Source organism: Microbacterium sp. PF5 (assembly GCF_004794315.1).
Classification (GTDB): domain Bacteria; phylum Actinomycetota; class Actinomycetes; order Actinomycetales; family Microbacteriaceae; genus Microbacterium; species Microbacterium sufflavum.
Window position 1 is genome coordinate 16,783 of record NZ_SSDQ01000142.1, and the last position, 17,237, is coordinate 34,019.

General features: G+C 64.4%; 12 protein-coding genes. 10 read left to right on the forward strand and 2 right to left on the reverse strand.

The genetic code is table 11. The annotated features are described in order from the left end of the window. Positions 1-31: 31 nt before the first annotated feature. Entirely contained in the window at positions 32-562 is a 531-nt protein-coding gene (locus DW297_RS13530; protein WP_136033244.1) for an ArsR/SmtB family transcription factor, read from the reverse strand. A 182-nt stretch (positions 563-744) separates the two neighbouring features. Here DW297_RS13530 and DW297_RS13535 point away from each other — a divergent pair, with 182 nt between their 5' ends. From DW297_RS13535 to DW297_RS13550, 4 genes are read left to right on the forward strand one after another with little or no spacing between them, the layout of a single operon-like run. Then, positions 745-978 carry a hypothetical protein gene (locus DW297_RS13535; protein ID WP_136033246.1) on the forward strand — a complete coding sequence of 78 codons (234 nt, stop codon included), beginning with the start codon at positions 745-747 and terminating at the stop codon, positions 976-978. Positions 979-983: 5 nt separating this feature from the next. Next, entirely contained in the window at positions 984-1,256 is a 273-nt protein-coding gene (locus DW297_RS13540) for a hypothetical protein (protein ID WP_136033248.1), read from the forward strand. 23 nt (positions 1,257-1,279) lie between these two features. Beyond that, entirely contained in the window at positions 1,280-1,810 is a 531-nt protein-coding gene (locus tag DW297_RS13545) for a DUF1648 domain-containing protein (protein WP_136033251.1), read from the forward strand. A gap of 57 nt (positions 1,811-1,867) precedes the next feature. After that, positions 1,868-2,122, forward strand: coding sequence for a hypothetical protein (locus DW297_RS13550; RefSeq protein WP_136033253.1), 255 nt, complete (start codon positions 1,868-1,870; stop codon positions 2,120-2,122). Positions 2,123-2,131: 9 nt separating this feature from the next. Here the strand turns inward: DW297_RS13550 and mobF are convergent, their stop codons facing one another. Further along, the gene (gene mobF, locus DW297_RS13555) at positions 2,132-5,602 is read right to left on the reverse strand and encodes a MobF family relaxase (RefSeq protein ID WP_240744625.1); all 3,471 of its coding nucleotides are present in this window, start codon (positions 5,600-5,602) and stop codon (positions 2,132-2,134) included. 521 nt (positions 5,603-6,123) lie between these two features. On the opposite strand from mobF, the gene DW297_RS13560 reads away from it, so the two are divergent. From DW297_RS13560 to drmB, 6 genes are all read left to right on the forward strand, one after another. Beyond that, a complete protein-coding gene (locus tag DW297_RS13560; protein ID WP_136033255.1) occupies positions 6,124-7,164 on the forward strand; it encodes a DNA cytosine methyltransferase in 1,041 nt (346 codons plus the stop codon). A 98-nt stretch (positions 7,165-7,262) separates the two neighbouring features. Continuing rightward, on the forward strand, positions 7,263-8,171 hold the full coding sequence (locus DW297_RS19270) for a hypothetical protein (RefSeq protein ID WP_240744626.1): 909 nt from the start codon (positions 7,263-7,265) through the stop codon (positions 8,169-8,171). Next, positions 8,168-9,700, forward strand: a complete 1,533-nt coding sequence (locus DW297_RS13570) for a hypothetical protein (RefSeq protein WP_136033257.1) — start codon at positions 8,168-8,170, stop codon at positions 9,698-9,700. Before DW297_RS19270 ends, DW297_RS13570 begins: the two co-directional genes overlap by 4 nt. Further along, complete coding sequence (locus DW297_RS13575; RefSeq protein WP_240744627.1) at positions 9,688-11,397, forward strand: nuclease-related domain-containing DEAD/DEAH box helicase; 1,710 nt, start codon at positions 9,688-9,690, stop codon at positions 11,395-11,397. The genes DW297_RS13570 and DW297_RS13575 overlap by 13 nt, the downstream gene beginning before the upstream one ends. Beyond that, the gene (locus DW297_RS13580) at positions 11,394-14,897 is read left to right on the forward strand and encodes a helicase-related protein (RefSeq protein WP_136033259.1); all 3,504 of its coding nucleotides are present in this window, start codon (positions 11,394-11,396) and stop codon (positions 14,895-14,897) included. The genes DW297_RS13575 and DW297_RS13580 overlap by 4 nt, the downstream gene beginning before the upstream one ends. Further along, positions 14,894-16,816 carry a DUF1998 domain-containing protein gene (gene drmB, locus DW297_RS13585; protein WP_136033261.1) on the forward strand — a complete coding sequence of 641 codons (1,923 nt, stop codon included), beginning with the start codon at positions 14,894-14,896 and terminating at the stop codon, positions 16,814-16,816. The genes DW297_RS13580 and drmB overlap by 4 nt, the downstream gene beginning before the upstream one ends. Positions 16,817-17,237: the final 421 nt, after the last annotated feature.

Genomic DNA, 17,237 nt, shown 5'->3' on the forward strand with positions numbered 1-17,237 from the left:
AGCTGACTGGCCCATCCGGTAACGGACGGCCTCACCGCGGCGTCCCCACCGCGACCAGGACCGCCAGCAACGGCACCACACGAGCCGCCGGAACCTCATACACGCCACGACCCGCAGAAGCCAGCCACCCCGTCGTCGTCAGCACTTTCAGATGGTGATAGACCTGACCACTCGTCCCGCTCTCCAACTCCTCAACCAAACCAGATGCGGTCACCGTCCCGTGCAGCACCGCGTGCAGAATCGCCAGACGAACCGGATGCCCCAACGCATCCAGCACCCCCGCGAAGTCCGTCCAGTCCTGCGCCCAGACCGCCGATGCCGCCAGCCCGTACTGCCACTGCACCACGCCACCGGTCGGGAGGTCGACAGCACCGGTGTAGAGCACTGCCCCGCCCTCCGGAGAGCGAGCCTTCAACCCCTCCAATGCCCACAACGCCTCCGCCGCCGACTCCGCCGCTGCCGCCACGTTCGGCAGGCCCTCGCCCCCAATGGACTGCCCCTGCAACTCCGCTACCGCCTGCTCCAGCGCGTCCAGCCGCGCGTCAACATCAGCCCTGTCCATATCCGAATCTTACGTCAGAACGTAATCTCAGATTTTTCAAGTGGACACTGTCATCCAGCGACGATCGCTATGCACTCGCGAGAAGGCTGGACTATGGAAGGAATCGAGAGCGCCTGTCCATCAGGTCGGCGCCCAGAGTTCGCGCGCTTGGCAAGTTACCTTGTGGCAAGTAAACTTGTGGCATGGAATCAGACCCGATCATCCTGGATAGTGCCCACCGGCACGGTGTCTCGGATGCGGCGATGCTCCATGCGCTCCGTTTCCCTGTCCGGCACTTCGTGCAAGACGATGCGATGACGATGTTCATCGGCCCCGATGAGACCGGCACCCTGGTCGAAGTCGGTGTCATCGAATGGCACGGTGTGATCGCTATCGCGCACGCGATGCGTCCGGCACGACCCAAGTATCTGAGGTGAACATCATGGCTCCACGCTCTATCGAAGACATCAAGGCCCGCGCCGACGAGTTCGCGGACGCGTTCGAGAACTACGAACCCCAGCCCGGCGACCAGGACGCCCCGATCCCGCCCGTGATGGCGGTCAAGCTCGCCGCTTGGCGGCGCGACACCGCCGAACGCGAACTCGCGGACGCCGTACGCGCCGCGCGCGAGAAGCGGCTGTCGTGGCGGGAGGTCGGTGAGGCGATCGGCACCAGCGGCGAGGCCGCACGCCAGCGCTACAGCGCCAGCGCATAAGCGATCAAGGAGAAAAACGCCCGATGAGCCAAGCACGTCCTTCGAGAACGTATGAGACGGGAGCGATCACGGTATGGATGCGCCGGATCACGGTGGTCTTGACCATTGTTCTGACCGTGTTGTTCCTCGTCCGATTTCCGACCCTGCCGGAGACGATCCCCACCCACTTCTCGCTTACCGGTGAGGCGGACGGGTGGGGTCCGCGCTGGATGCTCTTCACGCTTGTCGTCCCTCTTGCTGCCCTCGTGCTCGGGATGGTGTGGATCTCCGCTCGGCCTCAGACCTTCAACTACCCGCTCGTCGTCACCGACATGAACGCCCAGGCCGTTTACCGTGAAGGTGAGCGAATAGTTGTGTGGATCACACTGTCCGTCCTGCTGTTGTACGTAGGCATCGCGATCGCTACGTTCGGCTGGAACGGGAGCCCGTTGGTCGGAGGCGGGGCTCTCGGGGTTCTCGTTTCGCTCGGCGTGGGCATCATCCGTCTCGTCACCGCGGGCAGAACCTCCGCCGAGGAACCCGACGCGCCACGCCAGATACCTGCATCGGACTGATCATTGCGGGCTGCCTATCGCCCTCGCCGAATGCCCGGCAGTGCACAATGTGCTCAGGTGGTGGAGTTGTTCGGGTGGACCGTGCTCGCGGTCGGCATGGTGCTGTTCATCGCGTCGTTCGCGCTGACCGTGCGCGCGAACCCCGCCGGGCACGATCGCCATGCGGAGCATCAGCGTTGGCATGCTCTCATCGGCGCAGCGGCTCTCATCCCAACGCTGGGGTACGGGGTGCCGATCGTGACTGCTCTGCCTTCGATCGTGATGCCCGCAACGATCGCGGCACACAACCGCAAGATCACGGTCGCTACCTGAGAGGACTGGTCACAGGCTGAGGCCTGGTCGTCCTCGCTGCTGATCTGGGCCAGTTCTCGTCGGCCCAGCGTTCCGGCGCGCGAGCGCCTCCTGGCGGGCTTCGAGCTCTTCACGCTCGATCCGCTGCTGCTCGCGCCTTTGGGTGAGCCATTCGGCTGCTTCTGCGACGGGGCGTGCGTCCAGTTCCTTGATGATTTGCCGCGCGCGGGCGGCGCGTTGCCTGGCGCGTTCGGCGTCGGCTGTGGGGTTGGGGGTGCGGAAGGTGCCGCGCATCTGCCGTGCCTGCTCTGCCCCGTATACCTCGACGGTGAGGTAATCCTGCTCGATGCTTTGTCGCTCGCGCGTCTGACGTTTCGCGGTCTGGGCGTCGTTGAGGGCGTGTTCGGCCGCTCGCACTTCCGGGTGGGCGTCGGCTTGTTGCGTCGTGATCGTGTTCACCCATTCTGTGATGGAGTGCCAGGGGGATGGTGCTGTGCCCCAGGTCTGGGTGATGCGCTGCTCGATCGTCTCGACAGATTCGGCGGCGGCGTCGCTGTTCCGGGCGGTGGTGCGCTTGCGCCCGAACTTCGCCGCTCTCGCCTCTCCTCGGGCGTCGTGGAGGCGTGTCCGTGCGTGGGCGAGTTCTTGCACGTCGGCGCGCGCCCGCTTCTCGACTTCGGCGGTGACCGCGTGGCGGGTGTGCTCCGCACGCTCTGTCGCGTGGGTGACAAGTTCCTTAATCGCCTGAGTTTCTGCGCGGTGGGTGTCTTTCTGCGCGGCGAATCGGGCGGAGGCCTCCTCGAACACGGATGCGCTCTGCTCTGCGTGTTGGACGATCCGGGCGAGGCGTGCTCGTTCGGTCTGCACGAGACGCACCGGCCCCTCGTCCACGAGTCCGCGCACGGCCTCGGTTGCCCGCTCGGTGGCGTCGGTGAGTCCGCGGTCGGCGCGGTCGCGTTCCATTGCCTCGATGAACTGTGCCCTCGCGTCGGCGTGGTGCTCGGCCACGATGTGCAGCATGTTCGACTCGCGGCCTCGGGTCATGCCGACGTAGACGCTCGCGGCGCTGGTGGCGTTGGTGAGGATCGTGTGCGACCCGTCCACGGTCGCGCCCTGCACCCCGTAGGCGGTCGCCGCATACGACAGATGCGCATGCTCGGTCACATACTTGGCGGGGAGGCGCACGGTGCGCTTCCGTTTCCGCCCGTCCTGGGCCTCCCGCACGTTCAGCGACCCGTCCTGCTCGACGTGCTGCACGATCCATTGCTGCCGGTTCGCCACCCCAAGCGCGGTGTTGTTCTTGCGGGTCTGGATCAAGTCACCGGCACCGATCGGCAGGTCGTCGCTCCCGGAGACGGTGCGCTGGTCGTCGACCTCGCCACGCGCAACCCGCTCATCGCGGATGCCCGCGTTGATAGTGCGGGCCTCATCATTCGAGGTCACCGTGACGGCCTCTCCATCTTGTCGATGCTGAGCGATGTGCTCTCTCGCGTCGTCGCTGCTCGCGTGGATACGGACAAGACCAAGAGAGGCGAGCTGATCGAACACCTCATCGGGGTTACGTCCGTCGCGCATCTGCACCGTGACCTCGGCATATGCGGGGTCGGTGAAGCGATGCACCTCGGCCATATCGAACGTGCGGCCCCGGATGTGTGCGGCCATGTCGAACACCCCGCCGCGCCCGACCGCGGCGAGCTGCGCGCGATCCCCGACGAGCGCGACCGTCGCACCCGCCTCAGTACAGACCGCCAGGAGAGCGATCGCGGTGTCCTGGTCGAGCATCCCCGCCTCGTCCACGATCACCCGCTCACCCCGCGTCAACCGCGCATCCTCGGACGGGCCGCGATAGGTGTGCCCGGTCTCGGGGTCGATGTTGCCGGGGGCGATGCGCGTCCATACGCCGTCACGGTTCCAGCGCCACCCGTGCGCGTGCACGAGCGCCGCAACACTGGTCGCGGGCACACCGAGTTCATCGTGTACGACCTGCGCGGCGCGCAACGTCGGCGCAACCACCCGCGACACGCGCCCATGTTCCTGCGCGACCTCGATTGCAACGCCGAGCATGGTGGTCTTACCGCTTCCGGCTGCGCCTTCCACGATCACCAGCGGATCGGTCGAGGCGACCGCGGCGGCGGCACGCTCCTGTCCTGCATCCAGGCCCCGCGCTCGTGCTGCGGAGCGCACATCCGGGTGTTGCGGCTCCCGCTCCGGCACCCGTGCGGCGATGAGGTCGCGCAACTCTGTCTCGGCCTGCATCACGCGCAGGCTCGTGAGGTGCGCCACATGCTCCGGCGCAGGTGCGCCGGGCGGGAGGATCGAGAAGCAATCCTCCATCGCCAACGATGTTGCAACGTGCACGAAATCGCGTATCTCGGCGGGCGCTGCCTGCACGCCGTACTCGGTCATGATCCGGGTCGCGTGCTCCTGCACCGCGTGCCGCGTCCACGCCGAACCACCTGCCGCACAGCGATCCAGCGCTCGATTCGCCACCATCTGCACGGAGAGGTTGTCTAGTGATGCCGGCGCACGGCGCAAGGGTCGGCGCAACGTGGCGGGGTCGTAGCCGGCTTCCCGTAGCTCGATCTCCCAGGCGTGTTCTTCACGGAGAGTGGTGGGCTTCTTCGCGGGCCGCTCATACGCCCACGCCTTCGCCGCGAGCCGGGCCGAGACAACCGGGCCTATCGACTCGCCGGGATGCGCGGCCTCCCACTCCGCTTCGAGCCGTTCAAGATGCTTGCGCACTTGCTCGCCGCGCTTGCTCATCACGCCGTTGAACCGCTCGAGCTCGACCACCTCACCCGATACCGGATCGAGGGTGAGTCCGTGCCGATCCAGTACCTCCGCAAGCGCGGGGTGCGCGGCGACCACGGCGGTGCCAAGGGCGCGGATCGCGCCCTGCTGTCGGAACAGCGCCGCGGTGTCCAGCGCCCGCCACCTCCCCGCGGCCCACACCCGTGTGCCGAACTGAAAGTGAATATGCCGGTGCGGATCACCCGCCCGCGACGTGCGGTGCGACACCGCGACTGTGTGCAACTGCTGGACGGGGACGACCTCCTGCTTGCCGCGCGGCCCCACACGAGTGACAGAGTGCTGTGAGAGCCAGCGCTGAATCTCCGCCACGGCGTCCTGCTGCGCCCGGTCGAGAGCATCGGAGACCTCCGGGTGGAGAGCTGCGGCGATCGAGAGCGACTTCGGTGCGTTCACCACCATCTCCGCGAACCGCGGCGACCCCCGCCGCCCCTCACCCGGCAGACGCGGCCTCCCCATCGACTCACCCGTGAGCGGGCTCGTCCAGTCCACCCAGGCGGCATAGGCCTCCGGGTCGAGCCCCAACGTCGCTGTCACGTTCCCGTGGCCGTCGAGCGCGGCGAACTCCGCCACGGACCCCTCCGCGCCGAGGTAATAGTCATCCGCGCGAGAGCGGTCGGCCTCGACATAACGGCGCGCATCGGCTCCGGTTCCACGGAACAGAATCACGCCGCCATGCATGAGGATCACCACCAGTGATTTCTAGTATCGCGGGATATGTATCTACCACGGTAGCATACGTTCATTCTCTAGGGAAGGATAGAGAGGTAGGAGGAGGTCGGGAGTATCGGAGAGGCCTTGGAGGGTAGATGAGGTCGCGGAGGGAGTTCTTGGGGCGTCGTCCGGGAGAGGGTCCGTCGAGGTCTTCATGCGGAAGGTGATTCGGGGAACGGATCGGAGGTGTTCCTCGGCGTGTTCCACCGGTCGGAGTAGGGCGGCACGCGCGAATCGAACGCCGCCACTGCGTTCCTGCTGCTCGCTCCCTACCTTCGCCGGAACGGTTCGAACGGCGCAACGCCGTTCCGCCAGTTCGCGCTCCGCCTTCCCGCTTGCGCCGTTCGGGCACGCTCTGGCGTGCGGGCGAAGAAGCAATAGCCGGAACAAGCGGAAGGAGCCTCACAACACGCCGGCAATGGTCTTAGCTGAGTCCCCTCTGGCGGTACGCTGGATTGGAAAGGCCCGGTCGGGTGCCTGCGTAGCCGAAGGAGCGCCCGATGGTTCTGCCCCGCATCGTGAGCCTCTTCTCAGGTGCTGGAGGACTTGATCTCGGCTTCCATCTGGAGGGCTACGAGATCGCCTTTGCGGTCGATCGGATGGCGGCCGCGGTGCAGACGCATAAGCGCAACTTCCCGGCGACCATGTCCGTTGCGGCGGACATCACGATCCGGAACGAGGCATCCGGCAGCCTCGTCGTCTTGGACGAGATCGCGAAGGCACTGAAGGATGGCGAGGCCATCGGAATCATCGGAGGGCCTCCGTGTCAGGGATTCTCGCGCGCGAACCCGAACTCTCACGCTGATGACCCTCGCAATCAGATGCCAAGCTTCTACCTCGAAATCGTTGAGGCGTTGCAAACGCGCTACGACGTGCAGTTCGTGCTCTTCGAGAACGTCATGGGCATCCGCGATGCGAAGCACTCGGTGACCTTCCGCGGCATCCTGGCTCGGTTCAAGGAATTGGAACTCACGGCGGGTGTCGCCGACCACTCGGCCCTCGACTACGGCGTGCCCCAGACACGGAACCGCGTGATCATCTCAGGGTTCAAGAGCGAGGCAGCCGCTAGAGCTTTCAAGCCGAAGACGATCTCTCGCGAGGAAGTCGACTTAACGGTGCACGGCGCAATTGGTCACCTGCCTCAGCCAGCGTTCTTCTCACGAAACCTCTCGGCCGACGACATCCCGACACATCCAAACCATTGGACAATGACTCCCCGGTCCAAGCGATTCAAGGGCGAGACCGCTGGCCCCGCGCCCACTAGGAGTTTCCGACGCCTGTCGTGGGACAAGCCAAGTCCCACGGTGGCCTACGGACATCGCGAGATTCATGTTCATCCCGACGGAGCGCGTCGGCTCAGCATTTATGAGGCGATGCTCCTGCAGGGGTTCCCGACGTCCTTCGTGCTAGAAGGAACTCTCTCGCAGCAGGTGGAGCAGGTCTCAAACGCCGTGCCGCCGCCTGTGGCACGTTCGCTTGCCGCAGCTGCCGCCATTGCGTTGGCCACGGTGTCTAGCGTCGATCACGAGGCTGCGGCGTAGCCCGTTCGCTCGTCGCGTGTCGGTAATCATCCCTACAGTGGAGAGCGACGAGCGGGGGAAAAGCTATGAGCGAGGCGGGCAGTCGGTCAGGACCGAACGTGCTCCTCAGCCTTGCGGAAAACCCTGACTCCGAGCCGGTGCAGTCAGCTTGGATCGGCCCGATTCTCGCGCTCGGAACGCGGCTTGCCCGGAGGGCTGATGATTTCAGCGGTCGGCAGTTGATCATTGCAATTTCGGTTCCGAGTCGCGAGTACGCAGCGGCACTCGTCGGCACGGGATGGACGCTTGGGCGGGCGCCTGTACAGACAACGATTGACCCGCTGACTGTGCTTCGAGGAGCGTTGCCACGGGCGCACTACCGTGCGGTGAATGCAACGCATGTCATCTCAGGCCCGTTCCAGGGGCTCGATGAGACCCGACCCCCGGCACGGGTCACCTTGGCGGGTCACTGGGCTGTTGACCGCATGGAGGGCGTTGCGCCCGTGGCGGAGGGTGATCCGGCGGAGAAGATGCTGCGACCGACGATCGGAAGTATCGGTCGTTTGACGGGAGTCGACCGCGACTGGGTGCGACGTCTCGTGGCACCGGCTGCGGACCTCGCAATCGTGGGAACGAAGAGCTGGATCAGTGACGATCTCGAAGCCGTCCTGGCGCGGGGTGATGATCCTGACGGCGACGCGCTGGCAACACTGCTTCTCCCAAGGACTGAGAAGTCAGCAACTTGGTTCTCGCGCATCTATTCGTCTTCGGGCTTTGCCGACCAGCTTCCGCTTCCCGATGACGTATCCCTCACGATTCTGGACGGCCAGGGTGCAATCAGATATCTCAATGACGTCCTAAGCCCGATCGTCGTGTGCGTCTTCGATCGATCCGTTGCTGACGAGAGTGCAGCGGAACAGGTCATGCAGCTCAGAAACTCGCGCGGAGAGCCGATCGCGTTGTCGACACAACTCGGTTGGGCTCCTCCTGCCGGTGTCGAGGCACTCGGATTCACGGTGGCACTATGACGTCGCGGATCATCGGACTCGATCAGCGATACGCGGCCTCCGCTTCGCTGGTACGGCATGGCGTCGAGATCATTGCTGTTCGGGACGAACTCGGTGCAAGGTTCGATTCGGCCACCCGCGGCCTGTTCCGACTGATCCAGCGGGATGGGCCGGGCGTCTGGGACCATCTCGCCGGTGCCGCGAAAGCACTGCGCTGGCGCCTCATCACCGACCCGATGCCGATAGAGCGCAATGCTCAGCTCACGGCTGCCGCGGGCGAGGTGGGTCGTCAGGCTCGGCGGCTGATCGGAGCCGTCAACGAAGACGTGCTCCTGCGAGAGATCGCTGACGCCGCGGCTGCACTCTGTGCCCGCGACCCACTCATGGGCGCCGTACTGCTTGAGTCGCTGGCTGAGGTCGGAGTTGACTCGGCAATTGTCGTGGCTGCGAGCAGTCGATCGCGAGAAACCCTGGGCGAGTGGCTCGGTTCGCTTGGGGTACGTGTTCTCACGCTCGGCGATCTTGAGCTCGCCGATGTTTCCGAGGACATCGCCTACTTCGTGGGTCCACCGCGATTCTTCAAGCCGACGGCAGTCACTGCGCCCCGCACGCTGGAAGTGACGTTCATCCTCCCGGCGTGGTTCGGCGATCGAAACGTCCCAAGGTCGGCAATCGCACAGTACGCCGAAGGCGGTATCCAGGTCGCCGCGCGCATCGTCGAGGTTGGCGATGCATGGCCCGCGTCGATGGAGCCTGGGATGTCGGAGACCGAGTCGATCCCGGAGGAGGACCTCCTTCCGCAGCCGGTCTGGGGGAGCCGGGTGAGTGAGGACCGTGCGCCTAACGCGGACGAGGTGGAAGCGCGCAAGATCCTTCTTTCGGGGAACCGCGCAATCTGGCTTGATGACGATGGTGAGCGCATCCGCGCGCTTGATCCGACACAGCCGCCTGGCGAGCGCGTTGGCTATTCCGAGGTGCCCGCGGTCGCTCCGGGCACCTATCTGCTTCTGCGTGAAGGTGAGGCTGAGCGCGAGTCCCTCCATGCGCGAGCATTTACGCGAATCGGCCCTCGCGCGTCAGCAATCCAGGAGTCGCAGGCGTCCTGGAAGTCTGCGCTGATTGACCGACTCGGGGCGAGCGGCATTCGCGACTCTGAACGCGCCTTGCGTGCACTCGGGGTTCGCGCGGCCGGCCAGGTCCGTGCCTGGGCATCGCCTCACGTGATCCGTCCGCAGAGTGATGGTGACTTCGAGCGGCTCCTCGGGTGGCTGGGGTTACCGGTCCAGCCGTACTTTGGGCACGCCTCATTGCTGAGACATGAGGTGCATCGAGCCACTCGGGAGTTGCGTGACCGGCTGGAAGCGGCGGCGGATGTCGCGGACCTTCACGAGCTCGACCGCGTTGGTCACATGACGCTCGATATTGCCGAGCCGGGTTTTCGGGGCATGTTCGTTACCCGTGTCCTTGCGATCGCGCCATTTACGGAGCTGGTCGCCCGTCACGACGCTCGCGTGCCCTTTGCCGACGAGGGTGCTCAATGGCTCGAATGATTCCGGCCTATTGCGCCGATTCCGCGCCTCCGGGGGAGAAGGCTGTCTTCGCGGCGCTGCGGGATGCAGTTGGGACTGAGCACTGGACGGTGCTGCACTCACTTGGGATCGCGCAGCATGAGCGACAAGTCGAAGGCGAGGCGGACTTCGTCATCGTCGCGCCCGATGCCGGGCTGCTGGTGATCGAGGTGAAGTCGCACCTGTCGGTCGCGCGTAGCTCAGATGGCGCCTGGCGCCTTGGTCAGGACTCTCCGACCGTGCGAGGACCATTTCAGCAGGCGCAGGAGGCGATGCACAGTATCCGGGGCTATCTCCTGAGTAAGCGGGTCGAGCTGCAGGATGTCCCGATCTTGCACGCAGTGTGGTTTACGGGAGTGCGTGCGCGAGCGACGCTGCCCGACTCACCGGAGTGGCACTCGTGGCAGGTGCTCGATTCGAGCGACTTTCCGAGCGCAGTTCAAGCGGTCGAACGAGTCATGAGAGAGGGAGCGCAGCACCTCGCCTCCACGATCAAGTACTTCGGCTTCGGTGGATTCGGCCCGGACCAGGCCACCGCTGAACGGATCGTTGCCACGCTTCGCCCGCGGTTCGAGGTCGTGATGACTGCCGGGGACCGCCGACAAGCGCGAGAGGGTCAGCTCGCACAGTTCGTCGAGGAGCAGTACCGCGCACTGGACTCAGCCGCCGACAACAGAGGCGTCTTGTTTACAGGCCCTGCCGGAACTGGCAAGACCTTCCTCGCCGCCGAGTCGGCTCAGCGGGCAGCCGCTCAGGGACGAGCGGGGAGGCTTCTATGCTTCAACCGCCTGCTAGGGCACAGCCTCCGCGAGAAACTCTCGGATGTCGTGGGGCTCCGCGTGGGCACATTGCACCAGGAGATGCTGCGACTCGCCGGCATGAGCGGCCCGCCGGCAGACGCCGATAGCGACTTCTGGGAGCGAGTGCTGCCCGAACTGGCGCTTGAGGGCCTTGCTGAGCGGAGTGCGGAGGAGGTCGGAGACTTCCTCATCGTCGATGAGATTCAGGACATCGCGACCGACACGTACCTCGACTTGCTTGATCTGGTCGTCAAGGGCGGGCTGCGCGACGGTCGCGTTCTCATGTTCGGCGACTTTGAACGGCAGGCGATCTATGGCAGTGAGGGTGCACGCGAGATACTTCGCGCCCGATCGCCACATCTGGCCTCGTTCCGGCTGTCAGAGAACTGCCGGAACCTGCCCCGCATCGGGTATCAGGTCAATCTCCTCGGTCACTTGGCACCGGGGTTCAGAGAGTTCCGCCGAACCGACGACGGCATCGATCCGACGATCATCAAGTACGTCCGCGGCGAGGACCAGGCCCCCATACTGCGGAAGATCGTAGGCGATCTGCGTGACGAAGGCTTCGATCTGACAGAGATCGTCGTGCTCAGCCCGCTTGCCGATAGTTCTGTTGCTGCGAGCACATCCGACCCCTGGCTTCGTCAAGTGCTGAGTCCCGCAGACGGGTCGAAGCCGATCAAGGGACGGCTCCGCTACGCCACCATACACTCGTTCAAGGGACTGGACGCGCCGGCTGTCGTTGTCACTGACCTTGACGACTCGGGTGGGCTGCACTTCGATGCGCTCGTCTACGTCGGGCTGACACGCGCGACGGATCGCCTGACCGCCCTGGTAGAAACGAAGACGCTGCGGCGACTGATTGGAGGCGAGGCATGAGCGGAATCGAATCCCGTGAGACCGTTGAGGCGGCCCTACGACGCGAGCTCTTCGGGCCCCTCGACGGTGATCCCGTGCGGGGGCAGCCGCTGACGATTAACGCCGGAGTCGTGCATTTCGAGAAGAAGGAGGCCTCCCGGGGCCAGTTCCATGATGCGGACAGTGGCCAGGAGATTCTCACAGGCGGCACCCCGCTCAAACGCTACGGCGTCGGAGTCTTGTTCGCGGGCGCTACCGTCGGCGGCTCGCCGGTGGAAAGCGCCGTCGAGGAGGTTTCCGACGCCCTCGACGGAGTCACCGGTATCGCGCTCTCCGAAGACGACCTGATAGGGCCGCCTGTCGAGATCCAGGGTCACGTCCGTCACGATATCGCTGACTCGGATGACTTCGATCTCACGGATGCCAATACGTTCAAGCCGTCGGCGATGGCCGTCTCGTTTGAGACTCGCATGGCTGACTCGGGAACCCTCACCGTTGAGGTGGTCGGCGCAAGATACGAGAAGCTGACGGTCCACATCGCAGGTGTCGCCAAACCAGTCGATTGGTGGGTCAGGCGCCCCTTCGAGGCGGTCGGCACGATCTCGGGTGGCACGGTTCTGCGGGAGACGAATCGGCTCAAAGTCGTTGACGTCGTGCTCCTGAGCGGCGAAGGCGTTGTCCCTCTTGCGGTGCGAGTGTTCAGTCGTCCGGTCCCCGGGGCTGACGACCCGGCTCTCAGGATCGTGACCGTCGCAGTCGTCAACGATGCTCCTGGTTCCGGCCCGTCTGCGGCAGTCTTTCAGGTTGGCTTCAAGGTGTCGACTGTCGGCAACGCTGAAATCATCCCCTATCCGGAGGTTGAGCTGCCCAACCGGGACGAGGAGGAGCGATCGCTTGACCTCCTCTACCGGAACCAGCGCACCTATGCGATCGGGCATGGCTGTGCAGCCGAGTGGGGGGCAGTCAACGCCGATGGAGTTGTGCCGTTCGTGCAGGCCGCAGCTCTGCCTGCATATGAGGTCGTCAGCCTCTCACCGAACGTGTACCTGTCTGACGACGACGGGAATCCTGCCTTCGATGCCGATGGCAAGCGGCAGCCGGTGGCTGTCAGTATGGCGGCCCTGGCAAGTGGTAGCGAGGACGGCGCCGCCCAAGTGGAGCTTGTCCTCAGTCAGTATGAGAAGTGGATCGATCGGCGGGAGGCCGAGATCCCCGAGTTGCTTCCGCGCTATCAGGACGCCGCGAGTGAGCACATGCGTCGAGCACGAGCGGCGCTGACGCGGATGCGAACAGGCTGGAGCCTCGTGGCAGCGAACGATCGAGCTGCGCGAGCGTTTCGCTGGGCAAACGAGGCGATGCTGCTCCAGCAGGTCCGATCCGGATTCGAGCTGCGCGAGGCCAAGCAGAGCGGCGATGGTCGCTGGAGAATCGAGGGAGCGCACCCCGCGCTCACCGTGCCGACTGGCCGGGGATACTGGCGTCCATTCCAGATTGCGTTCCTACTTGCAGTACTGCCCGAACTCGTAGAGCCAGAACGCCAGACTCGCAGCGACGTCGATCTGATCTTCTTCCCCACTGGCGGTGGCAAGACAGAGGCGTACCTTGGCGCGGCCGCCGTCAGTTTGCTCTCCCGGCGGCTCCGTAACCCCGATGACGCCGGAACAGACACGCTCATGCGATACACCCTGCGTCTCCTCACGGCGCAGCAGTTCCTCCGTGCTGCATCGCTGGTCTGCGTGCTCGAAGACATTCGGGAGCAGAACTCTGACACCCTCGGTGCTGCTCCCTTTGGAATCGGGATTTGGCTGGGTGGCAGCTCAACGCCGAATACGTGGAAGCAAGCACTTGACAACTTGCGGGCTCTGCGTAGACGACCTCACGAGCAGAACCTTTTCCTTCTGCTGAGGTGTCCCTGGTGCGGTGCACAGATGGGCCCGCAGCCTAAGAAGGGCGGCGGACAGGAACCGATCGGGTACGAGGAAGCAGCGGGCAGGGTCGTGCTCCGCTGCATTGACGGCGAGTGCAAGTATTCACGCCGTGCTGGTCTGCCGGTCCATGTTGTCGATGACGATATCTATGAAGCTCGGCCCTCGATTGTCATCGGGACTGTCGACAAGTTCGCGATGATGGCGTGGCGCCCCAGGGCGAGGAATCTCTTCGGGCTTGACGCGAGTGGCGCGCGAAAGGTGTCTCCGCCCAGCTTGATCATTCAGGACGAGCTGCACTTGATCTCCGGCCCGCTCGGCTCAATGGTCGGAATCTACGAGCCCGTGATCGACGAACTGTGTACCGATCGCCGCGGCGCGAGTCCTGTGCTCCCCAAGATCATTGCCTCCACGGCGACGGTCAGGCGATATGAGGACCAGATCAAGGGGCTTTTCGGCAGGGAGACCGTCGCGCTCTTTCCGCCGCACGGTCTTGAGGAGGGGCGATCCTTCTTTGCTGAACCCGCGACTTCGGCCGACGGAACCCCGGAACCAGGGCGGCGCTACATCGGTGTGATGAGCGCGTCGCTCGGCTCGACACAGACGGTCCAGGTCCGTGTCGCCGCAGCAACCCTCCAGGCCGCGGTGGACATCCCGGAAGAGGACCGGGACGGCTACTGGACCAACCTCAACTTCCTCAACTCGCTCCGGGAACTCGGGAATACCGTCTCGCTCCTCCAGGCTGACATTCCCGACTATCTCACCGGGCTCCGCCGACGGGACGGGATCGTGCCACGGTGGCCTCACCGGCAGATGGAACTCACTTCGAGGCGGCGGTCAGACGAGATTCCAAAGGCGATCGAACAGCTCCAGGTGAGGTACGCCCCTGGGAAGGAGCGACAAGAGGCTATCGATATCTGTCTCGCCTCGAACATCATCGAGGTAGGTGTGGACATCGATCGGCTCGCGCTGATGACGATCGTCGGGCAACCGAAGACCACGGCGCAGTACATCCAGGTGAGCGGTCGGGTCGGCCGAAAGCCGGAAGTCAGCCCTGGACTGGTCATCACCATCTACGGGGCCGCGAAGCCGCGTGACCGCAGCCACTACGAGCGTTTCCGCACCTACCATCAACAGCTTTACGCGCAGGTGGAGCCGACTTCCGTCACCCCATTCGCCATGCCCGTTCTTCGCAGGGCACTCCACGCGGCGGCGGTCGCCTATGTCCGGCAGACCTCGCCGGAGACGCTTGGGCCTGACCCGTTCCCTTCGACTGCCTACGACGAGGCCATTCGCCTGCTGCGTGAGCGAGCAGAAATCGCGGAACCGGACGAGGTTCCGGTCCTCGATCGCTTTGCGCGCGATCGCGCCCGGCAGTGGGGAGGGTGGGAGCGAACCGAGTGGGATGCGAACCCTGCTCCCTTCGGTGACCCGCTGCAAGGACTCATGCGGTTCGCAGGAACACTCCCTGATCTTGACCGTCGCGCGACGATCTGGGATGTGCCGACAAGCATGCGGAACGTCGATGCCGAGTGCCGCCTGGAGATCAGTCAGGCGTACCTGTTCGAGGACACGGCCGCGGAGGAGCCAGCATGAGCACTGGAGCAATGCGCCGAGCGCAACTGGTGACACCGTTCGGCGTCGGTGCCATGAGCGTGCTCGTAAACGGGACCTCCGTCATCACCGCGGGTCTTGACCACTGGTATGAAGTCGATCAGAGTGCTCTCGCGATGGAGGAGTACCAGGAACACGACTGGCGGCTTGAGTCTCGCCTCAAAGTCTCCGAGTTCCGACTGCCACCGGACTATAGGCCGTCAGGCCAGGGCAGCGACTTGCGAAACATCCGACTTACCGTACCCGTGTTGCGCTTCCCCCGATGGTCGTTCTGCATCTATTGCAAGCGTCTGGAACTCAGCAAGCTCACGATGAAGACGCTCGTGGAGTGCCAGGACAAGGAGCATGCCGACAAGAAGTACAAGCCGAAGATGTCGCAGGTTCCGTTCGTGGCGATCTGCGCCCGAGGGCACCTGGATGACTTTCCCTTTGACAAGTGGGTGCATCGATCGGCCAACCCATCTTGTACGGGTACGCTGCGCCTCGTATCACGCGGAGGCGGCGGGCTCGAAGGGCAGGTCGTAACCTGCGATACCTGCAAGCAGGAGCGCTCGCTTCGAGGGGTCACCGAGGCCCGATTCGACAAGAACGGCGAGGAGCACACCAATCTCAGCGATCAGCTCGTTTCGCCAGAACAGCCCTATCTCTGCGGTGGGGCTCGGCCCTGGTTAGCGCAGCTTGACGGTGTTTGCGATCAACCGATTCGAGGCGCCCTGCGCGCTGCTGGAAACGTCTACTTCCCCAAGGTGGAGTCCTCGATCTATCTCCCTCGACGCGAGGGAGCCGTCAGCGAGGAGGTCCATCAGCTGCTCCGACACCCTGCTGTCAGCACGACCTTCAACAACGTGTTTCAGTTGGGTCTTGATGAGGTGTCGGGCGGGCAGCTACGGAAGCTGCTGGAGCGAAACGTCCCGCCCGAACTCTTCGCTCCCATTTCGGACGACGAGTTACTGGCGGCATACCAAGATCAGTTCGGCATCGGCGAGAGCAGCGGGGAGGAGCCAGCCGAGACTCCGGTCGACGCGGAGAGCCTGACGAGCGACGACATCTGGCGGCATCCGGAATACGTGAAGATTCGCGAGACACCGAAAGATGACTTCCTCGCGGCATCCGACCCGGGTCTTCACGCTGATCTAGCAAGCCACCTCTCTCGCGTGAGGTCGATCGATGTGCTTCGGGAGACGCGCGCGTTGCGGGGGTTTACGCGGGTTCGCGACGGCGAGCTGAAGCTGACGGAGGGGAAGGCGATGCTCAGGCGTGCCAGCTTGACCCCGGCGCAGGATTGGCTGCCGGCCTATGTGGTCAAGGGTGAAGGAATCTACTTCGAGCTCGACGGGGCACGCCTTGCAGCCTGGGAGGGGCGTGCGGAGGTCCAGGCACGCGCCCAACGGATCACCGATCACTACGGATCAGTGGCAAGCCAGCGCGGGTTGCAGGGGCGGACGATTAGCCCAAGGTTCGTGCTGCTGCATACGCTGTCGCATCTTTTGATCAACGAGTTCATCTTCGCCTGCGGCTACAGCTCGGCTTCGCTCCGGGAGCGTCTCTACGTCTCTGACTCGGCCGATCGGAACATGGCCGGCGTACTGATCTACACAGCGGCGGGCGACTCAGAAGGGACGATGGGCGGACTTGTTCGCATGGCACGCCCGGACAACGTGCGGCAAGTTTTTGCCTCTGCACTGGCGGACGCTCACTGGTGCTCGACTGATCCGGTGTGTATGGATGCAGGCGAGAAGGGGCAGGGGCCGGACTCCTGCAACCTTGCGGCGTGTCACGCCTGTGGGCTCCTCCCCGAGACCAGCTGTGAGGAGTTCAATCGATTCCTCGATCGAGGTCTCGTGATCGGCACTCTGGATAACCCGAACTTGGGCTACTTCTCTGACGCGTTCTCAGACTGAAGCGTTTCTGAAGGGTGATACCTGCTGACGACGAGGACCGTCGCCACGCGGGGGTGGTGCTCATGGGGCAAACGATGGGGCACCGAGTACGTTCCTGCGTGTATCGAGGGGTAGGCACATGCTGTCACTACCCCGGAAGACGTTGATTTCATGCGGGTTCCTGCCTCACAGCGTGGGCGCCTGTCAGCGCGGGGGCAAGAGTTCAAGTCCCCCCTCGCGCACAGCGAGTGAAAGAGCCGGTCAGGCATTGTTCTTGACCGGCTCTTTCGACGTTTATGCGAGCTCACCGTGCCTTGTCGGGCGCCACCGACATGGATCCGGTGTGCAACAAGGTTCGTAAGGAACTCGTCGCAGCACCCAAAAAGGGGCCAGCGGTGCCGACCGCGGAAGACACCAATCCTGGGAGAGTCGTCACACGAGG

Coding starts and splice junctions, on each gene's coding strand:
- DW297_RS13575 (WP_240744627.1), top strand. CDS start 9,688: ATGGCTCGAATGATTCCGGCCTATTGCGCCGATTCCGCGCCTCCGGGG.
- drmB (WP_136033261.1), top strand. CDS start 14,894: ATGAGCACTGGAGCAATGCGCCGAGCGCAACTGGTGACACCGTTCGGC.
- DW297_RS13540 (WP_136033248.1), top strand. CDS start 984: ATGGCTCCACGCTCTATCGAAGACATCAAGGCCCGCGCCGACGAGTTC.
- DW297_RS13570 (WP_136033257.1), top strand. CDS start 8,168: ATGACGTCGCGGATCATCGGACTCGATCAGCGATACGCGGCCTCCGCT.
- DW297_RS13545 (WP_136033251.1), top strand. CDS start 1,280: ATGAGCCAAGCACGTCCTTCGAGAACGTATGAGACGGGAGCGATCACG.
- DW297_RS13560 (WP_136033255.1), top strand. CDS start 6,124: ATGGTTCTGCCCCGCATCGTGAGCCTCTTCTCAGGTGCTGGAGGACTT.
- DW297_RS13580 (WP_136033259.1), top strand. CDS start 11,394: ATGAGCGGAATCGAATCCCGTGAGACCGTTGAGGCGGCCCTACGACGC.
- DW297_RS13530 (WP_136033244.1), bottom strand. CDS start 562: ATGGACAGGGCTGATGTTGACGCGCGGCTGGACGCGCTGGAGCAGGCG.
- DW297_RS13535 (WP_136033246.1), top strand. CDS start 745: ATGGAATCAGACCCGATCATCCTGGATAGTGCCCACCGGCACGGTGTC.